General features: G+C 64.1%; 18 protein-coding genes. 15 read left to right on the top strand and 3 right to left on the bottom strand.

Annotated elements, in window-relative coordinates; genetic code table 11:
• Window positions 1–506: 506 nt before the first annotated feature.
• Complete coding sequence (rpsT, locus tag ACWPV3_RS15910; RefSeq protein WP_292181593.1) at window positions 507–776, bottom strand: 30S ribosomal protein S20; 270 nt, start codon at window positions 774–776, stop codon at window positions 507–509.
• A 335-nt stretch (window positions 777–1,111) separates the two neighbouring features.
• Here rpsT and ACWPV3_RS15905 point away from each other — a divergent pair, with 335 nt between their 5' ends.
• From ACWPV3_RS15905 to ACWPV3_RS15890, 4 genes are all read left to right on the top strand, one after another.
• On the top strand, window positions 1,112–3,817 hold the full coding sequence (locus tag ACWPV3_RS15905; protein ID WP_453978476.1) for a TonB-dependent receptor: 2,706 nt from the start codon (window positions 1,112–1,114) through the stop codon (window positions 3,815–3,817).
• 233 nt (window positions 3,818–4,050) lie between these two features.
• Complete coding sequence (gene gpmA / locus ACWPV3_RS15900) at window positions 4,051–4,767, top strand: 2,3-diphosphoglycerate-dependent phosphoglycerate mutase (RefSeq protein WP_292086858.1); 717 nt, start codon at window positions 4,051–4,053, stop codon at window positions 4,765–4,767.
• Window positions 4,764–5,393: a bifunctional diaminohydroxyphosphoribosylaminopyrimidine deaminase/5-amino-6-(5-phosphoribosylamino)uracil reductase RibD gene (locus ACWPV3_RS15895; RefSeq protein WP_313454087.1), complete on the top strand. Its 630-nt coding sequence runs from the start codon at window positions 4,764–4,766 to the stop codon at window positions 5,391–5,393. The genes gpmA and ACWPV3_RS15895 overlap by 4 nt, the downstream gene beginning before the upstream one ends.
• A 52-nt stretch (window positions 5,394–5,445) precedes the next feature.
• Window positions 5,446–6,714: a pentapeptide repeat-containing protein gene (locus ACWPV3_RS15890; RefSeq protein ID WP_453978475.1), complete on the top strand. Its 1,269-nt coding sequence runs from the start codon at window positions 5,446–5,448 to the stop codon at window positions 6,712–6,714.
• 7 nt (window positions 6,715–6,721) lie between these two features.
• Here the strand turns inward: ACWPV3_RS15890 and metK are convergent, their stop codons facing one another.
• Window positions 6,722–7,924, bottom strand: a complete 1,203-nt coding sequence (gene metK / locus ACWPV3_RS15885) for a methionine adenosyltransferase (RefSeq protein WP_453978474.1) — start codon at window positions 7,922–7,924, stop codon at window positions 6,722–6,724.
• Between the two features lie 162 nt (window positions 7,925–8,086).
• On the opposite strand from metK, the gene ACWPV3_RS15880 reads away from it, so the two are divergent.
• Genes ACWPV3_RS15880 through ACWPV3_RS15865 form a run of 4 tightly spaced genes read left to right on the top strand, consistent with a single transcriptional unit; the run spans window position 8,087 to window position 9,750 of the window.
• The gene (locus tag ACWPV3_RS15880) at window positions 8,087–8,533 is read left to right on the top strand and encodes a helix-turn-helix domain-containing protein (RefSeq protein ID WP_453978472.1); all 447 of its coding nucleotides are present in this window, start codon (window positions 8,087–8,089) and stop codon (window positions 8,531–8,533) included.
• 27 nt (window positions 8,534–8,560) lie between these two features.
• A complete protein-coding gene (locus ACWPV3_RS15875; protein ID WP_292086863.1) occupies window positions 8,561–8,896 on the top strand; it encodes a hypothetical protein in 336 nt (111 codons plus the stop codon).
• Window positions 8,897–8,910: 14 nt separating this feature from the next.
• On the top strand, window positions 8,911–9,363 hold the full coding sequence (locus ACWPV3_RS15870; protein WP_453978471.1) for a hypothetical protein: 453 nt from the start codon (window positions 8,911–8,913) through the stop codon (window positions 9,361–9,363).
• A 21-nt stretch (window positions 9,364–9,384) separates the two neighbouring features.
• A complete protein-coding gene (locus ACWPV3_RS15865) occupies window positions 9,385–9,750 on the top strand; it encodes a hypothetical protein (protein ID WP_313454090.1) in 366 nt (121 codons plus the stop codon).
• Here ACWPV3_RS15865 and ACWPV3_RS15860 read toward each other — a convergent pair whose 3' ends face one another.
• Window positions 9,751–10,083, bottom strand: coding sequence for a helix-turn-helix domain-containing protein (locus ACWPV3_RS15860; protein ID WP_292086866.1), 333 nt, complete (start codon window positions 10,081–10,083; stop codon window positions 9,751–9,753).
• A 481-nt stretch (window positions 10,084–10,564) separates the two neighbouring features.
• Between ACWPV3_RS15860 and ACWPV3_RS15855 the strand changes: the two genes are divergently transcribed.
• From ACWPV3_RS15855 to ACWPV3_RS15825, 7 genes are all read left to right on the top strand, one after another.
• The gene (locus ACWPV3_RS15855) at window positions 10,565–11,074 is read left to right on the top strand and encodes a hypothetical protein (protein WP_453978470.1); all 510 of its coding nucleotides are present in this window, start codon (window positions 10,565–10,567) and stop codon (window positions 11,072–11,074) included.
• A 410-nt stretch (window positions 11,075–11,484) separates the two neighbouring features.
• On the top strand, window positions 11,485–11,790 hold the full coding sequence (locus ACWPV3_RS15850; protein ID WP_453978469.1) for a DUF3761 domain-containing protein: 306 nt from the start codon (window positions 11,485–11,487) through the stop codon (window positions 11,788–11,790).
• Window positions 11,781–12,203, top strand: coding sequence for a hypothetical protein (locus ACWPV3_RS15845; protein ID WP_453978468.1), 423 nt, complete (start codon window positions 11,781–11,783; stop codon window positions 12,201–12,203). The genes ACWPV3_RS15850 and ACWPV3_RS15845 overlap by 10 nt, the downstream gene beginning before the upstream one ends.
• 38 nt (window positions 12,204–12,241) lie before the next feature.
• Window positions 12,242–12,796, top strand: a complete 555-nt coding sequence (locus ACWPV3_RS15840) for a hypothetical protein (RefSeq protein ID WP_453978467.1) — start codon at window positions 12,242–12,244, stop codon at window positions 12,794–12,796.
• A gap of 4 nt (window positions 12,797–12,800) precedes the next feature.
• On the top strand, window positions 12,801–13,328 hold the full coding sequence (locus ACWPV3_RS15835; protein ID WP_453978466.1) for a hypothetical protein: 528 nt from the start codon (window positions 12,801–12,803) through the stop codon (window positions 13,326–13,328).
• 7 nt (window positions 13,329–13,335) lie between these two features.
• Complete coding sequence (locus ACWPV3_RS15830; RefSeq protein WP_453978465.1) at window positions 13,336–13,860, top strand: hypothetical protein; 525 nt, start codon at window positions 13,336–13,338, stop codon at window positions 13,858–13,860.
• 554 nt (window positions 13,861–14,414) lie between these two features.
• A complete protein-coding gene (locus ACWPV3_RS15825) occupies window positions 14,415–14,633 on the top strand; it encodes a helix-turn-helix domain-containing protein (RefSeq protein WP_453978464.1) in 219 nt (72 codons plus the stop codon).
• The last annotated feature ends 31 nt before the right edge of the window (window positions 14,634–14,664 follow it).

Raw genomic sequence — 14,664 nt, 5'->3', positions numbered from 1 at the left:
GTCCGATCCGCTCGTCGCACCCGCCATAGCCGTTACGCCCCCTACCATCGATCAGCCGCCCGCTAACAAGAACCCATCCAGCCCAACGCCCTTCCGAGATGCTTCAGGGACGACTTCTCCTGCGCCGAAAAGCGAGGCTTTTCGGACGGGGTCGAATTCCTGAACAGACATCTCCCGCCGGCACGACACTATAAGGGTCCCGCGCCGCCTTCATCCGTGTGGGGATGGAAGTGCGTTAGAGGCCAAAACTTACGCTGCGAGCCGGGCGGGTCAACGCTGATTCGTTGGTCGATTCGCAGTTAAATTGTTTGACTCCGGCAAACGCCAATTCTGCTTGGGAAAATCCGCGTTCGACGGTCGAAATTTTGCGGCCGAACCGGATTGGAAGTTAACGGCAGAACGCGAAACGGCGAGGAAGCTGATGCTTCCTCGCCGTTGAAATCCCTAGGAAATCCCGTAACGAAACAGCGACGGCTGTTCCGTGGTCGTCGCGATCCTTTAACGGATCAGGCGGCCGACAGCTTCTTCAGCTGGGCGGCCAGACGGCTGACCTTGCGCGAGCCGGTGTTCTTGTGAACCACGCCCTTGGAGACGGCGCGCATCAACTCGGACTGGGCTTCGTTGAAGGCGGTCTTGGCCACGGCGGCGTCGCCGCCGGCCAGGGCTTCCTGGAACTTGCGCAGATAGGTGCGAACGCGCGAGCGACGCGCCTTGTTCACTTGGGTCCGCGCTTCGATCTTGCGGATCGCCTTGCGGGCGCCGGGGTTGTTGGCCATGTCAAACCTTCGAACGGAAAACGCCGCGGAGCACACGTCCACGGCGCGGAAATCTCAAGAGGGCGGGCGTATAGCGGAAAGCCGGGCGACGGTCAACGCGGAGTCTGAACGATCCGCCTGGCGCCCCTCGTTCGAGCCGGAAGCCCTGAAATGGAGCCGCTCCACCTCGGCGCAACACTCTTGAACGCGCCGGCGTCGCCATTCCGTCGCAGTCGAACAATGATTTTCGAATTCTCCGAAACCTTTGCAAAGCTTCATGGTTTTGGCCGTTTTCCCGCCACCTTTGTCGCGTCTGCAACCGCTTGTTCGCCCATAACGTCGCCGGATCGCGCCTCATGAATTCGACCGCCCTGATGCTGCTCGCACTGGCCCCCGCCGCACCGGCCCAGGCCGAGGTCGTCGCGCCCGCCGCCTCGGGCGCCGTCGAAATCGTTCAGGAGCAGCAGGAGCCGACCACCATCCTGCCCGATGTCGTGGTCACGGCCCAGAAGCGCGGCGTGGCCCTGGGCGGACAGGAGCCGATCGTCTCCTATGACGCAACCCAGCTTCAGGCCTTCGGCGCCACCAACATCGGCGAACTGGTCACCCTGTTGGAGGCCCAGACCCGCAGCGCGCGGGGCGGGTCGCCGGTCTTTCTGGTCAACGGGCGGCGTATCTCGGGTTTTCGCGAGATCCGCGGCCTGCCGCCCGAGGCCATCGAGCGGTTCGACATCCTGCCCGAGGAAACCGCTCTTTCCTACGGCTACAGCGCTGATCAGCGTGTGGTGAACATCGTCCTGAAGGCCGACTTCAAGTCCCTGACGACCTCGGTGAACGTGTCGCGACCCGAGCAGGGCGGCCGCACCACCCTCTCCACCGAGAACAATGTGCTGCGCATCGCCGGCGGCGACCGCTGGTCGCTGGATGTCAACGGCAACAGCAGCAACAGCCTGTTCGAGACCGAACGCAACATCGACCGCAGCGACACGGGTGTTCTGTTCGACCGCATCGGCAACGTCGGCGGCGTGAACGGCGGCCAGATCGATCCCGCCCTGTCGGCTCTTGCGGGCGGGTCGATTTCGGTGGCGGGCGTTCCGACCGTCGCCGCCGCGCGGCCCGCGACGCTGGGGGATTTCGTCTCCACCGCCGGAGTGGCGCGAAACGGCGACCTGACCGCCTATCGCACCCTCCTGCCGCGTCAGGCCGAAGCCTCCATCGCCGGGACGTACAAGCACGACCTGAACGACAAGGTCGGCATGACCCTGAGCGCCAGCCTGGATGACAGCAGCAGCCGCAGTTATCTGGGCCTGCCCGGCGTCACCCTGACCCTGCCCGAGACCAGCCCCTGGTCGCCTTTTGGCGGCGACGTCCTTCTCTATCGCTACATCGACCGGCCCGACGCCCTGACGCGTCAGACCAACAGCCGCACGGCCGAGTTCGGCTCGGTCTTCGACGGCTATCTGGGCGAATGGCGCTGGACCGCGACGGGCGAGTACAGCCGCGTTCGCACCGACACGACCACCGGCCGGGGCGTCAACGCCGCCGCCCTGCAAAGCGCGGTCTCGGCGGGCGACCCGAGCGTCAATCCGTTCGGCGACATCGACGGGGCGGTCACGATCGCCGCGCGCGACACCGCCAACTCCGTCGCCCAGACAGCCAACGCCGAGGTCGTCCTCAATGGTTCGGCCTACGAACTGCCGGCCGGACGCCTGAACGCGACTTTCAAGGTGGGGGCCACGCACCAGTCGCTGGAGTCCGAAAGCCTGCGCGGCGGCGTGACGACCGACCGGTCGCAGTCGCGCGACCTAGGCTCGGTCCAGGCCAATTTCGACCTGCCCATCTCCAACCGCGACAAGGGCGTCCTGCCCAAGATCGGCGACCTGTCGGCCAATCTGAACCTGGCCTATCAGCAGCTGTCCGACTTCGGCGGGATCAGTTCGGTGGGCGGTGGCCTGAACTGGTCGCCGGTCGATCGACTGTCGCTGTCCGCCAACTATTCCGACGCCAGCAAGGCGCCGACGATCCAGCAGTTGAACGATCCCACCCTGTCCACCCCGAACACGCCGGTGTTCGACTTCGCCACCGGCCAGACGGTGGAGATCACCCAGATCACCGGCGGCGATCCCAATCTGAAGGCCGAGGATCGCCATATCGTCAAGCTGGGCGCCAACTGGCAGCCGCTAGCCCGCACCGACTTGCGCCTGAACCTGGCCTACACCCGCACCGAGATCGATAACGAGATCGCCAGCTTCCCTGCCATCACCCCGGACCTGGAGGCGGCCCTGCCCGAGCGGTTCACCCGCGACGGCGACGGGAATCTGCTGTCCATCGACGCCCGTCCGCTGAACTTCGCCAGGCGCGAGCAGCAGGACGTGCAGTGGGGCTTCAACTTCTCGCGGCCGTTCGGAACGCCGTCGCCGACCGCTGGCGGGGAGCGGGGCTTCGGACGCGGTCCCGGCGGTCCCGGCGGACCCGGTGGTCCCGGCGGCGGCCGCATGGCGGGCGGCCCTCCTGGCGGCCCCGGCGGGCCTGGCGGCCGTCTGCGCGGCTCCCAGGCGCCGGGCATGCAGCCGGGGCAGGGGATGTTCAACCTGTCGCTGACCCACACCTGGCGCGTTCAGGACGAGGTGGTCATCCGCGACGGCCTGGCGCCCTTGAATCTGCTGGACGGCGACAGCATCAGCGGCTCGGGCGGCCAGTCGCGCCACGAGGTCCAACTGCAGGCCGGGGCCTTCCGCAACGGCTTCGGCGCCTTCGTCAACGCCAATTGGAAATCGGGCACCACGGTGGAAAGCAACCGCCCCGGCGCGCCCGACCTGGACTTCTCGGGTCGCACGACCGTCAATCTGTTCGCCTTCGCCGACCTGACCCAGCGCGCCTCCTGGGTCGAACGCTTCCCGATCCTGAAAGGCACGCGCATCGGCTTCGGCGTGCAGAACCTGTTCGACGACCGCGTTTCGGTGAGCAGCAGCGACGGGCGTACGCCGGTCAACTATCAGTCCGACTATCTGGACCCGCAGGGACGGGTGTTCCGCATCAACCTGCGCAAGATACTGTTCTGACCGCGTTCAGACGTCAGGGCCAGACCAGGGCCAGGGCGACCAGGGCGGTGACGGCCAGCAGGGCCAGCGGGAAGAACAGACGGTCGGACATCGGGCCTCGCGGGCGACGGCGAAAGGGCGGAGGGTCTTCCTAGCACCGTTCCGCCGCCGCGCCAGCCGACACGGGCGCCGCGCCTTGACCCGCATGGGAGGGCGGCTTACCCGGTCGGATCGTTTTTGCGAGGACCGACCGAATGCCGCGCCTGATCCTGCTCCGCCACGGCCAGAGCCAATGGAACCTTGAGAACCGCTTCACCGGCTGGGTCGATGTCGATCTGACGGCGGAGGGCGAGGCCCAGGCCCGGCGCGGCGGCGAGCTGATCGCCCAGGCCGGGTTCAAGCCGGCGGTCATGTTCACCTCTGTCCTGACACGTGCCAAGCGCACCGGCGCCCTGGCCCTTCAATCGGCCGGCCTGACCGGCGTGCCGGTGATCGAGGACTGGCGTTTGAACGAGCGGCACTATGGCGGCCTGACCGGCCTCAACAAGGCCGAGACCGCCGAGAAGCACGGCGAAGACCAGGTCAAGATATGGCGGCGCAGCTATGATGTCCCGCCGCCGCCCCTGGCGCCGGGGGGCGAGTTCGATTTCAACGCCGACCCCCGCTACGCCGGCAAGGCCATTCCGGACACCGAAAGCCTGAAAACCACCCTGGACCGGGTGAAGCCTTACTGGGACGCCGAGATCGCGCCGCGCCTGAAGGCGGGCGAGGATGTGCTGATCGCGGCCCACGGCAACTCCCTGCGCGCCATCGTCAAACTGCTGTTCAATGTGCCGGACGACCGGATCGTGGGTGTCGAAATTCCCACCGGCAATCCGTTGGAGATCGAACTGGACGCGGCGCTGAAGCCCGTCTCGGCCCGCTATCTGGACGCGGCGCGCGCCGAAGACCTGCCGCCGGTCGCCGCATGAGCGCGAACGACGTCGACCGGGACTTCATGGCCCAGGCCATCGCCCTGGCGACCGGGCGAATGGGCGAAACCTGGCCCAATCCGGCCGTAGGCTGCGTCATCGTCAAGGACGGCCGCGTGGTGGCCCAGGCCGCGACCGCGCCCGGCGGTCGCCCTCACGCCGAGGAACAGGCCGTGCCCGCTGCGGGCGCAGACGCCGCCGGTTCGACCGTCTATGTCACGCTGGAGCCGTGCGGGGCGCGGTCCTCGGGCCGCAAATCCTGCGCCCACTTTCTGACCGAGGCCGGCGTGGCGCGCGTGGTTGTCGCCTGCCTGGATCCGTCGCCCTTCGCAGCCGGACGCGGCACCGAGCGCCTGCGTGCCCAGGGCCTGACGGTCGAGACCGGATTGATGAGCGAGGAGGCCGCCGTCCTGTGCGAAGGCTTCCTGCACCGGCTGGAGACCGGCCGCCCCATGGTGCGCGTCAGCCGCGACGGAACAGGCTTCGACGGCCGTTTCGCCGCCTCGGCCAAGGCCGACCTGATCACCGAGCTGAAACGGCTGGGGGAGGCGGGCTATACCCGGCTGTGGACAGCAGAAGGCGAACTGGCCGACGCCCTGCGTGAACAGGGCCTGCTGACGGACTGACGTTCCTCCGGCATGAGGGCTTTCTTAAGCCGAGCGGCCTTAGGATGGCGTCATGGCCCAGGCCACCGAACCCATTGTGCGCAAACGCCTGACCCAGGCGGAACTGGACGCGATCTGCGCCCGGCATGATCGGTTGTTCCAGGCGCGTCCCGGCGGCGCCCGCGCCGTCTTCGCCTGGATGGACCTGTCGGGACTGTGCCTGAAGGGGCGCAATTTGGCCGACGCCGACTTCGCCGCAGCCTGCCTGGAGCGTTGCGACCTGACCGGCGCGCGGCTGGACAACGCCAATTTCTTCGGCGCGGACATGCAGGATGCGATCCTGGCCGACGTCAGCCTGCGTCGCGCCGATCTTCGCGGCGCTTGCCTGCGGGGCGCGGACCTGTCGGGCGCGGACCTGTTCGAGGCCGATCTGCGCGAGGGCACCATCGCCGCCGCCGACGCCAAACTGGGCTTCAAGGTCATAGAGCCGCGTCAGCGCACCGAGACCGAAGCCCAAGGGGCCTGCCTGGCGGGCGCCAATCTTCAACGGTCGAAGATGTCGGGGGTGATCGCCGTCAAGGCCGACTTCTCGGGCGCGGTGATGAAGGACTGCAAGCTGGTCCGCGCCAATCTGAAACAGGCCGACTTCCGCGGCGCAGACCTGGCGGGGGCCGACCTTTCCGGGGCCGATCTGTCCGGAGCGGATCTGCGCGACGCCATCCTGGTGGGCTGCAAGATGACGATGTCGCGCGCCGACGGCGCCGACATGGAAGGCGCGCTGACGGACAGAAGCACGGTCGGCGAACCCGTCGATCGGATGCCCGCCGCCGAAATGCTGCGTGAACACGCCCGCTGGTGCGAGACCGGCGGGGTCGAGGGTCAACCCTCTGTCTTCGACGGCGTCGATCTGCGGCCCCTGAAGTCGATCACGGGTCTGAACCTGACCGCCCTGTCGGCCAAGGGCGCTGTCTTCTACGGCCTGGACATGGAGGGGGTGCAACTTCAGGGCGCCCACCTCGAAAACGCCGATCTGCGCTCAGCCCGCCTGTGCCGCGCCGACCTGCGCGGGGCGCGGCTGAAAGGCGCCAAGTTGAACGGCGCGGATTTGCGCGAGGCGCAACTGGGCCCCTTGCTGCTGACGGCCGACCGCCTTCTGTCGGCGGACCTGACCGGCGCGATCTTGAGAGGGGCGGACCTAACCGGCGCCGACTTGCGCCGCGCCGTCATGGTCGGCGCCGATCTGGGCCGTGCTGTTCTCCACGGCGCCCAGACCCGTCAGACCGATCTGACAGATGCGAATCTGACGGGCGTTCGCGGCCTGATCATCGACCAGGCCGCCTGAGGGCTTTTCAGGCCAACGCCTTGAGCTGATCGACCAGATCGGTCTTTTCCCAGCTGAAGCCGCCGTCCGCGTCCGGTTCGCGGCCGAAGTGGCCATAGGCCGTGGTGCGAGCGTAGATCGGCTTGTTCAGGCCCAGGTGCTGGCGGATGGCGCGCGGCGTCGCCCCGCCGATCAGGTCCAGCAGCTTGTCCTCCAGCAGCGCCTCGGAGACCTTGCCGGTGCCGTGCAGGTCGACGTGGATCGACTGGGGCTCGGCGACGCCGATGGCGTAGGAGATCTGGATGGTGCAGCGGTCGGCGAGACCCGCCGCCACGACGTTCTTGGCCAGATAGCGGCAGGCGTAGGCGGCCGAACGGTCCACCTTGGTCGGATCCTTGCCCGAGAAGGCGCCGCCGCCGTGCGGGGCTGCGCCGCCGTAGGTGTCGACGATGATCTTGCGGCCCGTCAGGCCGGCGTCGCCGTCCGGTCCGCCGATCTCGAAGATGCCGGTCGGGTTGATGTGCCAGACGGTGTTCTCGTCGGTGAAGCCTTCGGGCAGCACGTCGAGGATAAGCGGTTTGACAAACGCCTCGACCTCGGCGGCCCTGCCGGCGGCGTGCTGGGTCGACAGCACGATGGAGGCGGCGCGTTTGGGCTTGCCATCCTCGTATTCGATCGTCACCTGGCTCTTGGCGTCCGGCTCCAGCAGGCTGCCGCCGGCGTGGCGCACCTCGGCCAGGCGCTTCAGGATGTTGTGGCTGTATTGCAGGGTCGCCGGCATCAGCTCCGGCGTCTCGTTCGACGCATAGCCGAACATGATGCCCTGATCGCCCGCGCCCTCGTCCTTCTCGTTGGTCGAGTCGACGCCGACGGCGATGTCGGCCGACTGGGCGTGCAGGAAGCAGGCGTATTCCGCCGTCCGCCAGTCAAATCCGTCCTGTTCGTAGCCGATGTCCCGGACTGCGGCGCGGACCAGCGGCTCCAGGCTGTCGATGATGCTCTGGGTGAAGGCCTCGTTCTCTTCCTTGGTGGCGCCCGGCTGGGTGGCGCGCACCTCGCCCGCCAGCACGATGCGCTGGGTCGTCACCAGGGTCTCGCACGCCACGCGGGCCTCAGGGTCCTTCGAGAGGAAGGCGTCGACCACCGTGTCGGAAATGCGGTCCGCCACCTTGTCCGGATGGCCTTCGGAGACGCTTTCCGAAGTGAAGAGAAAGGAGGAACGAGCGGCCAAGGGAGGCTCCTGTCTGTGTCTGGCCGACAGACATATAAAGATATGCTTATATCTGCAAGCGACCCCTTTCCCGGGAAATTGGCGACACGGTGGTCCCTCCCCGAACCATCGTGGCTGACACCCGTGTTTATTCGGGTAAACAGGAGGACCAAGGGGAAGCGGATGCGCGACGGTCTGACGCCACGAGAAGAGGAATGCGTTCGTCTGGCCGGACAGGGGCTGGAGGACAAGGAGATCGCGGCCCGACTCAACCTTTCTCCGCGCACTGTGGGCAACCATCTGCATCGCGCCTATGCGAAGCTGGGCGTGTCCGATCGAAAGGTCGCCGCCCGGTGCCTGAGTAACGATCACTCAGGGTCGTCGATACTCATTCCCAACCCGCCCTCGATTCCGCCAGATGACGCCACGTCGGCCGGGCAATCGGACGATGGGGCATCCGACCAGACGACCACCTGGTTCTTGCCGGCGCCGCCACGTGGCGTCCTGGCGAGGGCAGGGATCATCGTCGCCGGCGCCGCCATCGCCCTATTGCTCGCCATCGGGATCGTCACGGCGGGCATGGTGGTTCCATCCCTGTTCGACCGGCTCGCTCCCGCTGAAACGCGCTGACATCGAGCCTGCAGGGGAAAAGAGCCTATGAACAATTTGAAGGTCGGCGTCCGCGTGGCGCGACAGGTCAGAAACGCCGAGCACGCTGTCGATCAAGCCATGATCGAGGTGTGCCGCCTGGTCCAGACCGCGCTGGAAGGCCGCGTCGAAGCCCAGTTGGCCGCCGAGGTCGGGCAGAGCGCTTTGGCGAATATGGTGCGAGGGCTGAGCCAGTTGGCCGAGGTCCGCGGCGCCGTCATCGCCAGCCACGGCGAACTGGCCCAGGTCGCCGACGAACATCAGGTCGGCTGGTATCTGGACGGTCCACGCGAGAGCAAGACCGAGTCCACAAAGGGCGTCATGCCCTTCGCCATCGCAGCCTGATCGTCCTCGCCGGAATGTGGTCGCCTCTGTCCCTACTGCTGGAGTGCCTGACCTATGTGGCCATGGCGCTTCTGCTGTGGAAGGGGCGCACGCCTGAACGGATCGTCGTGGTCGCCCTGTTCGTGTTGCAGTGGGGCACGCCGCTCGTCGATGGTCTGTTCATCGGCCATTTCCGCTGGGGGGTGGCGATTCTGTCGTTCGCGATGTTCTGCCTGTTGGCAGGACTGGCGCTTCGATACGACCGGTGGTGGCTTCTACTGGCGGCCGGCGCCCAGCTAATCGCGCTTTCGACCCATTTCGCCGGTGTGGCGGGTTCGGACGCTCTGCTCTGGTCGATCGTCTCGACCCGGATGGTCGTTTGGTTCGAGCTTCTGCTTCTCGCCGTGTTCGGCGTTTGGGAGGCGCGCGCCGCGCCCTACGCCAAAAAACCCTACGCTTCCGCCGCGGCCGACGCCGCCCGCCGTTAAAATCACCGAAGGACATCGATGATGACCGCCAAAATCCAATCCGACTTCCTGCCGCTGTTCGGCGCCTGGTTCGATACCGCCAACCTCGCGCAGTCCGCCGGCGCCCAGGCCCTTGCATCCAACGCGGGCAACCTGCTCGCGGACCTGGACCTCAGCGCAATGGTCGAGGCCGAGACGACCCTGTTGTCGCACACGCCCTCGTCGGCGACCGAGGCGGCCTGCCTTCTGGAAATCATCCGCCAGAATATCGCTGATTCCGGGCGGTCGGACGGCATGGATGTTCGGGCGCTTGGCGCCGTCCAGGCCTGGCTTGCGAGCCAAACATCCGCCGACGCCACGCTCAATGGCGTGGACCGGCTGCTGCACGAAGCCCGCGCGCGCGGCTGATCAGTCCTGCAGGCTCTTGGCGACGAGCAGCAGGGCGTCGCGCTTTTCGGCGCTGTGGATGCCGCGAAACGCGTTCAGCAGTTCCGACACGCCGGGAGCCGCCAGCGCCAGTTCGTCGCCTTCGGCCGTTTCCAGTTCACCCAACAGGGCGGCGCCGGTGGATTTCAGAACCGCCGCGATCTGCAGAAGGCGCGCCGCCGACACGCGATTGACGCCCCGCTCGTATTTCTGGATCTGTTGAAACGTCACGCCTGCGCCGGCCGCCAACTGGGCCTGGGTGATACGGAGTTCCTCGCGTCGCGTCCGGATGCGGGCGCCAATTGCGATATCCACGGGATCTATTGCGTCGGTCATCTTGGCCTGACAAAAAAGCGGAAGTCGTGCTCAGGCCCCAAAACGCCCGCTACGTCAAGTCATGGCGTAACGAGAAGTGTCCGGCTGCGGACAAAGCTGCCGATTATCAGCTTGAAGCGTCGGTGCGAAACCGGTCGACCGGAAAATGGTGCCGCTTAGGTGACTCGAACACCTGACCCCCTCATTACGAATGAGGTAAAACGCTCATAATGCATTGATTTAAGACGATTATTTTCACAGATTTTGTGGAATGATTTTCGTCGTCTGTGTTGATTTTATTGAGATTTTAGAGGCGGGATCGGCTATAATTCGAAGTTGGAGATTGTCATCACGTCCCCAACCAATCCCACCACATATCAAACACACTAAGGCTCTTCGGGGCTGGCCATTCGCCGTGCCCACTCCCTCTCCATAATCAAAATTCAACAAGCCCCAGCTTGCCGCTGCGGCCGCATTTTTCATGTCAAACACAAATCCATACTTTCACCCAGACCAACCCCGCCTGATCAAAACCGAGCGGGCCATCTGCTCGTGCCTGGAGACTTACTTCGTCACCCTGACCACGAAGCGCCGACTATCGCCTGAGACCTTCTCTTACGAAGTCCGGGAGACCTTTAATCGGGTCAATAGCAGGCTGTTTGGAACCGCATTCAAACGTGGCCGAGATGGCGAGAAGGTTCGTCTCCGCACCCTCGCCGTTCAGGAGCTGACCGCCAACGACGGCTTGCACACCCATATGCTCGTCGGTGTGCCGGACGACTCACTGAGCCTGAAGGCCAACCCGTGCCCCACTCCGATCCCCGAGTTGATCATCCAGACATGGATCGATGGCGATCCGCATTTCCGTCGTCGTGAGGCCCAGGACATTCGGCCAATCCACGATTTCAAGGGCGTTCGAAGCTACATACAGAAGGACATTCGCACTCTCGACGATTTTGCCGAGCGGTTCGACCTTCTCAACACCCACTGATCATTCTGGATTGCGAGCGACTGTCCCTGCGGAAGCGGGGATAATCCATAACCCATTAGAGGCAGCGCTCGCCCCAGAACTTCGCTCTTCACGCTTGGCCAGACACCCGTCCGGCCTTGATTATAGAGTATTGTCTAAAGCTCAAAGACACTCTGGGAACACCTCTAAGAGAGACTTTATATCCCCATGAATGCTCCGAAGGAGCGCCGATGAGCGAAGCGAAGAGGCCATTTAATAAGGTCTGAAGCTGTCAGGTTGGGGATGGGGATGCCGGTGGTGCAGAGGGGCCAGACAACTTCAGCAGGCGGAGCGCAGCTAGCTCTGTCTGGCACTTGGTCCGGTTTATAGGTGATCCGGTCGATCCAAAGATCATTAGCGCTTGAGCTGGACTCCCGTAATGGTTGCTGGCTATGGTGGCGACGTCCTGGGGAGGGCTCGTGCAGCTTCAAGTCTTTTTGGCGTGTTTGGCGTTTTCGGCATCTATTTGTGCTGTTCCGGCAGAGGCGCAGTCATGTGGTTCCGGCTACTATCGGAACACCGCAGGCAGTTGCATTTCATCACCGCGCCGCCCGCATAGCGGCACCGCGCAAGGGTTATTGAGCGGCTCTAGCATTACGTCAGGCGCTACGGCTCGTTGTCAGGATGGAACGTATAGCTATTCCCAAAGCCGCCGCGGCCGGTGCTCCGGGCATGGCGGCGTGGCGAAATGGCTGTGAGCAACAATAATGGTTGCGGCACGTGGATTGTGATCGCTTTCGTCGGGGCTGTGGCCTGGCAATGCACGCGCGACAAAGCGCCGACGGAGGTTGAGGCAGACTATTCAAGCTACAGTCCGGCCGAAGCCCCGGACGCAGATTATTCGACTTATGCGCCCACTCCGCCGTCTACCTATGCGGCCGATGACTCGGTGACGCCAGAGCCTTACGTCAGTTCCGGGTATCAGGATGCCGTCGCACCTTACGGCTGCACCGAAGGCTGTTCGGGGCACGATGCGGGCTGGGCTTGGGCAGAGGAGAACGGCGTCACCGATCCGGGCGACTGCGGGGGTAACAGCATGTCGTTTGAAGAAGGGTGCATTGCCTATGCCGAAGAACAGGAAGTGGACCGGCCCGACGAGGATCGTTGGTGAGCGTCCGCACGGACAATGAAACGTAACGGAGAAAAATGATGTTGAAGAAGCTTGCCGCCATCGCCGCGCTCATAATGGCCGTCTCGCTCCACACTCCGGCCATGGCGCAAATGACCGGGTCGAATTTCGCCGGGCGGAAGCCTGTCATAATCAACAATGCGTCCGAGCATCTCACCCTGTCGGACTTCAAGTTCGAAAACACCTATCGCGACCGGTCGACGCGGTTTGTTCGGGAACTCAAATGGGCGAACACGGGCTCTAAACCGATCATCGCGTTCGAAGTGGTGATGCTGTTCTATGACCCCTTCAACCGGCCGATCTCAGGCTCGGGAGGGCGGTGGCTCGTCCCCGGGCACAACAGCGCGAACTGGTCTGCCTTGGCACCCGGTCAAACTGATGGGGATGGTTTGATCGGGCTTCGTGACGAAGATGCCTTTTTCGGCATCGCGTACGTACGGGCGATCCGTTTCGATGACGGCACGGTCTGGACCTCCAACCAAGCCGAAGTGGAGCGCGCCATTCGCGCGGAGCTTCCGCAGCTGCGAGAGATCGGGGAACTGGAACCTACCCCGCAGCCCACTGCCGATCGGTGAGACAATGACCACGTGTCGTCCCAAACTTTGGGCCATTATCGGCGAGAGCGGTGTCGGCAAGTCGCCGACGGTCAAAGCCCTCGTTTCTCAGCAGAATGGCGGGCGCGTTAGTAAGGTGTCGTCCGTCCTGTTGCGTGGCGGCGGCTACATCGATGTTCATTGCAAGGTCATGGCCCTGCAGGAGGCCGGTTGGACCCCGGCCGAAACCGTAGCTGAGGTCGATAAATGGATCAGGTCGGTCGCGAAGCAACACCCGCCGATCGAACCGGCTTGTATCAATCTTCTGTTTGCGATGCGGTTCGATCCTGTTCCTTGGACAAAAGGCAAGCGGACTTGGATTTGCCCTTCAGCCGAGGACTACCTCTCGCACTTCGTTCGCGCGGGGTGGGACCTCAAACGCCTAGTCTTGATGTCGCCTGAAGATAGCCGGAGCCATCTGTCTCGCTTCGGTGTCCCGACCCTTTGGGCAGATAACTCGACCGCGCCCAACGAAACAAACGGCGCGGTTCGCAATCACTTTGGCTGGGCTTAGAGGCGCGGTGCTCGATCTCCGCGGTCGGCGCGAGCGGGTTTGGGATCCAGCGCTGCGTCCGGAAGGTGAAGGCGATGTGGAAAAGGAGCCCTTCGGCGTTTGGTGGGAACGAAATCGCGATCGGCTGGCGCACTTGGAGCCGAGGATAGCGGAACAATGGATCTATCGCCATTGGACCCACTCCTACACCGCCTTCGTCCACCTTGCTGACCTGACTTGGCGGCTGGAGAAATGGTCTGGGGACCACGTCCTAGAGCATGCGCACATGGAGTTTGGTGGGCCGTTTGATGCCGACAATGACTATAAGGTTTTCAACGGCCACCAAGGCTTTGGGCCGAATCCTACTGCGCGTGCAATGAATGCCGGTACTTGGGATATGCCGCTTCTCTTGCTGGAGACTCCAAGCGGCATCCAAAGCCACGATGGCGAGATGCCATTTGTTCGTTATCTTGTGGCCGAGGGATCGAAGCGGATGCGCTATCTTTATGCACTGCGGGCGCGCGGCGATCCGAAGCGAACAGACCGGTTCTGACGGCGTCGACAACGGCCTCCATCGACCGTTCGACCGACGCACGATCGGTTTGGAAGATGCGGGCCAGTGCGTTGTCGCGACTACCGTCCTTCGCCCAGGGCGCAACAAATCGCTCCATGTATTGCTGCGCTAGCTCCTCTGCATAAGCCTGAGCAATGCACTGTCGGTCGCTTCCGCATCCAACCAGGCTGTTAGCCCACGCCGTATGATTATCCCGGACCCGATCCGGGTCGGCTGCCTGATCAAGAGCTTTGCGGTAAGCTAGGTCAATCTGCCGGTCCCTTGCTGCCAGATCAGGGTCTCGACAGATCGTGGCTGCCGTATCTGATCTGGGACGACGACAATCGAAGCTTGATTGCGCTTCGGCGCTCAGCGGGATTGCGAATACGGCGAGGGTCATCGCCACTACGAGGTATCTGATTGTCATTGCCCCTCCCCAATCAACCAGAAGCTTCCTCCGCTCGGGCGGTAGGGTGAGACAACGGCGTGATATTCACTTCAATGAATAAACTCAGCCGTGTTCCGCCGTCAACGCATGAGGGATGGATATTAGGGTGGTGATCGGCCGGAACGTGAGACGCTTGCGGGTGGCCAAAGGGCTGACCCAAGAAGAGCTGTCCGCCCGTTGTGATTTTGATCAGCGGTACATCAGCCAGGTCGAAAACGGACTGCAAAACCTGACCGTTCTGAGCCTGTACGAACTATCGCAAGCGCTCGGTACGACCCCTGTTGCCCTCGTTACCCCGGACGTGGACGCCGACCAAGAGGGCTGATCATTGGTCTCAGGGAAGTCGATTTGGCGTC

The organism is Brevundimonas sp. Marseille-Q4549 (assembly GCF_976940555.1).
Note: the sequence above shows the minus strand (reverse complement) of the source record. Positions and strands in the feature narration are given on the sequence as shown.

Excerpts from the sequence above, each read along its gene's own strand:
- rpsT (WP_292181593.1), bottom strand. The coding sequence starts at position 776 with ATGGCCAACAACCCCGGCGCCCGCAAGGCGATCCGCAAGATCGAAGCG.
- ACWPV3_RS15905 (WP_453978476.1), top strand. The coding sequence starts at position 1,112 with ATGAATTCGACCGCCCTGATGCTGCTCGCACTGGCCCCCGCCGCACCG.
- gpmA (WP_292086858.1), top strand. The coding sequence starts at position 4,051 with ATGCCGCGCCTGATCCTGCTCCGCCACGGCCAGAGCCAATGGAACCTT.
- ACWPV3_RS15895 (WP_313454087.1), top strand. The coding sequence starts at position 4,764 with ATGAGCGCGAACGACGTCGACCGGGACTTCATGGCCCAGGCCATCGCC.
- ACWPV3_RS15890 (WP_453978475.1), top strand. The coding sequence starts at position 5,446 with ATGGCCCAGGCCACCGAACCCATTGTGCGCAAACGCCTGACCCAGGCG.
- ACWPV3_RS15880 (WP_453978472.1), top strand. The coding sequence starts at position 8,087 with ATGCGCGACGGTCTGACGCCACGAGAAGAGGAATGCGTTCGTCTGGCC.
- ACWPV3_RS15875 (WP_292086863.1), top strand. The coding sequence starts at position 8,561 with ATGAACAATTTGAAGGTCGGCGTCCGCGTGGCGCGACAGGTCAGAAAC.
- ACWPV3_RS15870 (WP_453978471.1), top strand. The coding sequence starts at position 8,911 with ATGTGGTCGCCTCTGTCCCTACTGCTGGAGTGCCTGACCTATGTGGCC.
- ACWPV3_RS15865 (WP_313454090.1), top strand. The coding sequence starts at position 9,385 with ATGACCGCCAAAATCCAATCCGACTTCCTGCCGCTGTTCGGCGCCTGG.
- ACWPV3_RS15855 (WP_453978470.1), top strand. The coding sequence starts at position 10,565 with ATGTCAAACACAAATCCATACTTTCACCCAGACCAACCCCGCCTGATC.
- ACWPV3_RS15850 (WP_453978469.1), top strand. The coding sequence starts at position 11,485 with ATGGTGGCGACGTCCTGGGGAGGGCTCGTGCAGCTTCAAGTCTTTTTG.
- ACWPV3_RS15845 (WP_453978468.1), top strand. The coding sequence starts at position 11,781 with ATGGCTGTGAGCAACAATAATGGTTGCGGCACGTGGATTGTGATCGCT.
- ACWPV3_RS15840 (WP_453978467.1), top strand. The coding sequence starts at position 12,242 with ATGTTGAAGAAGCTTGCCGCCATCGCCGCGCTCATAATGGCCGTCTCG.
- ACWPV3_RS15835 (WP_453978466.1), top strand. The coding sequence starts at position 12,801 with ATGACCACGTGTCGTCCCAAACTTTGGGCCATTATCGGCGAGAGCGGT.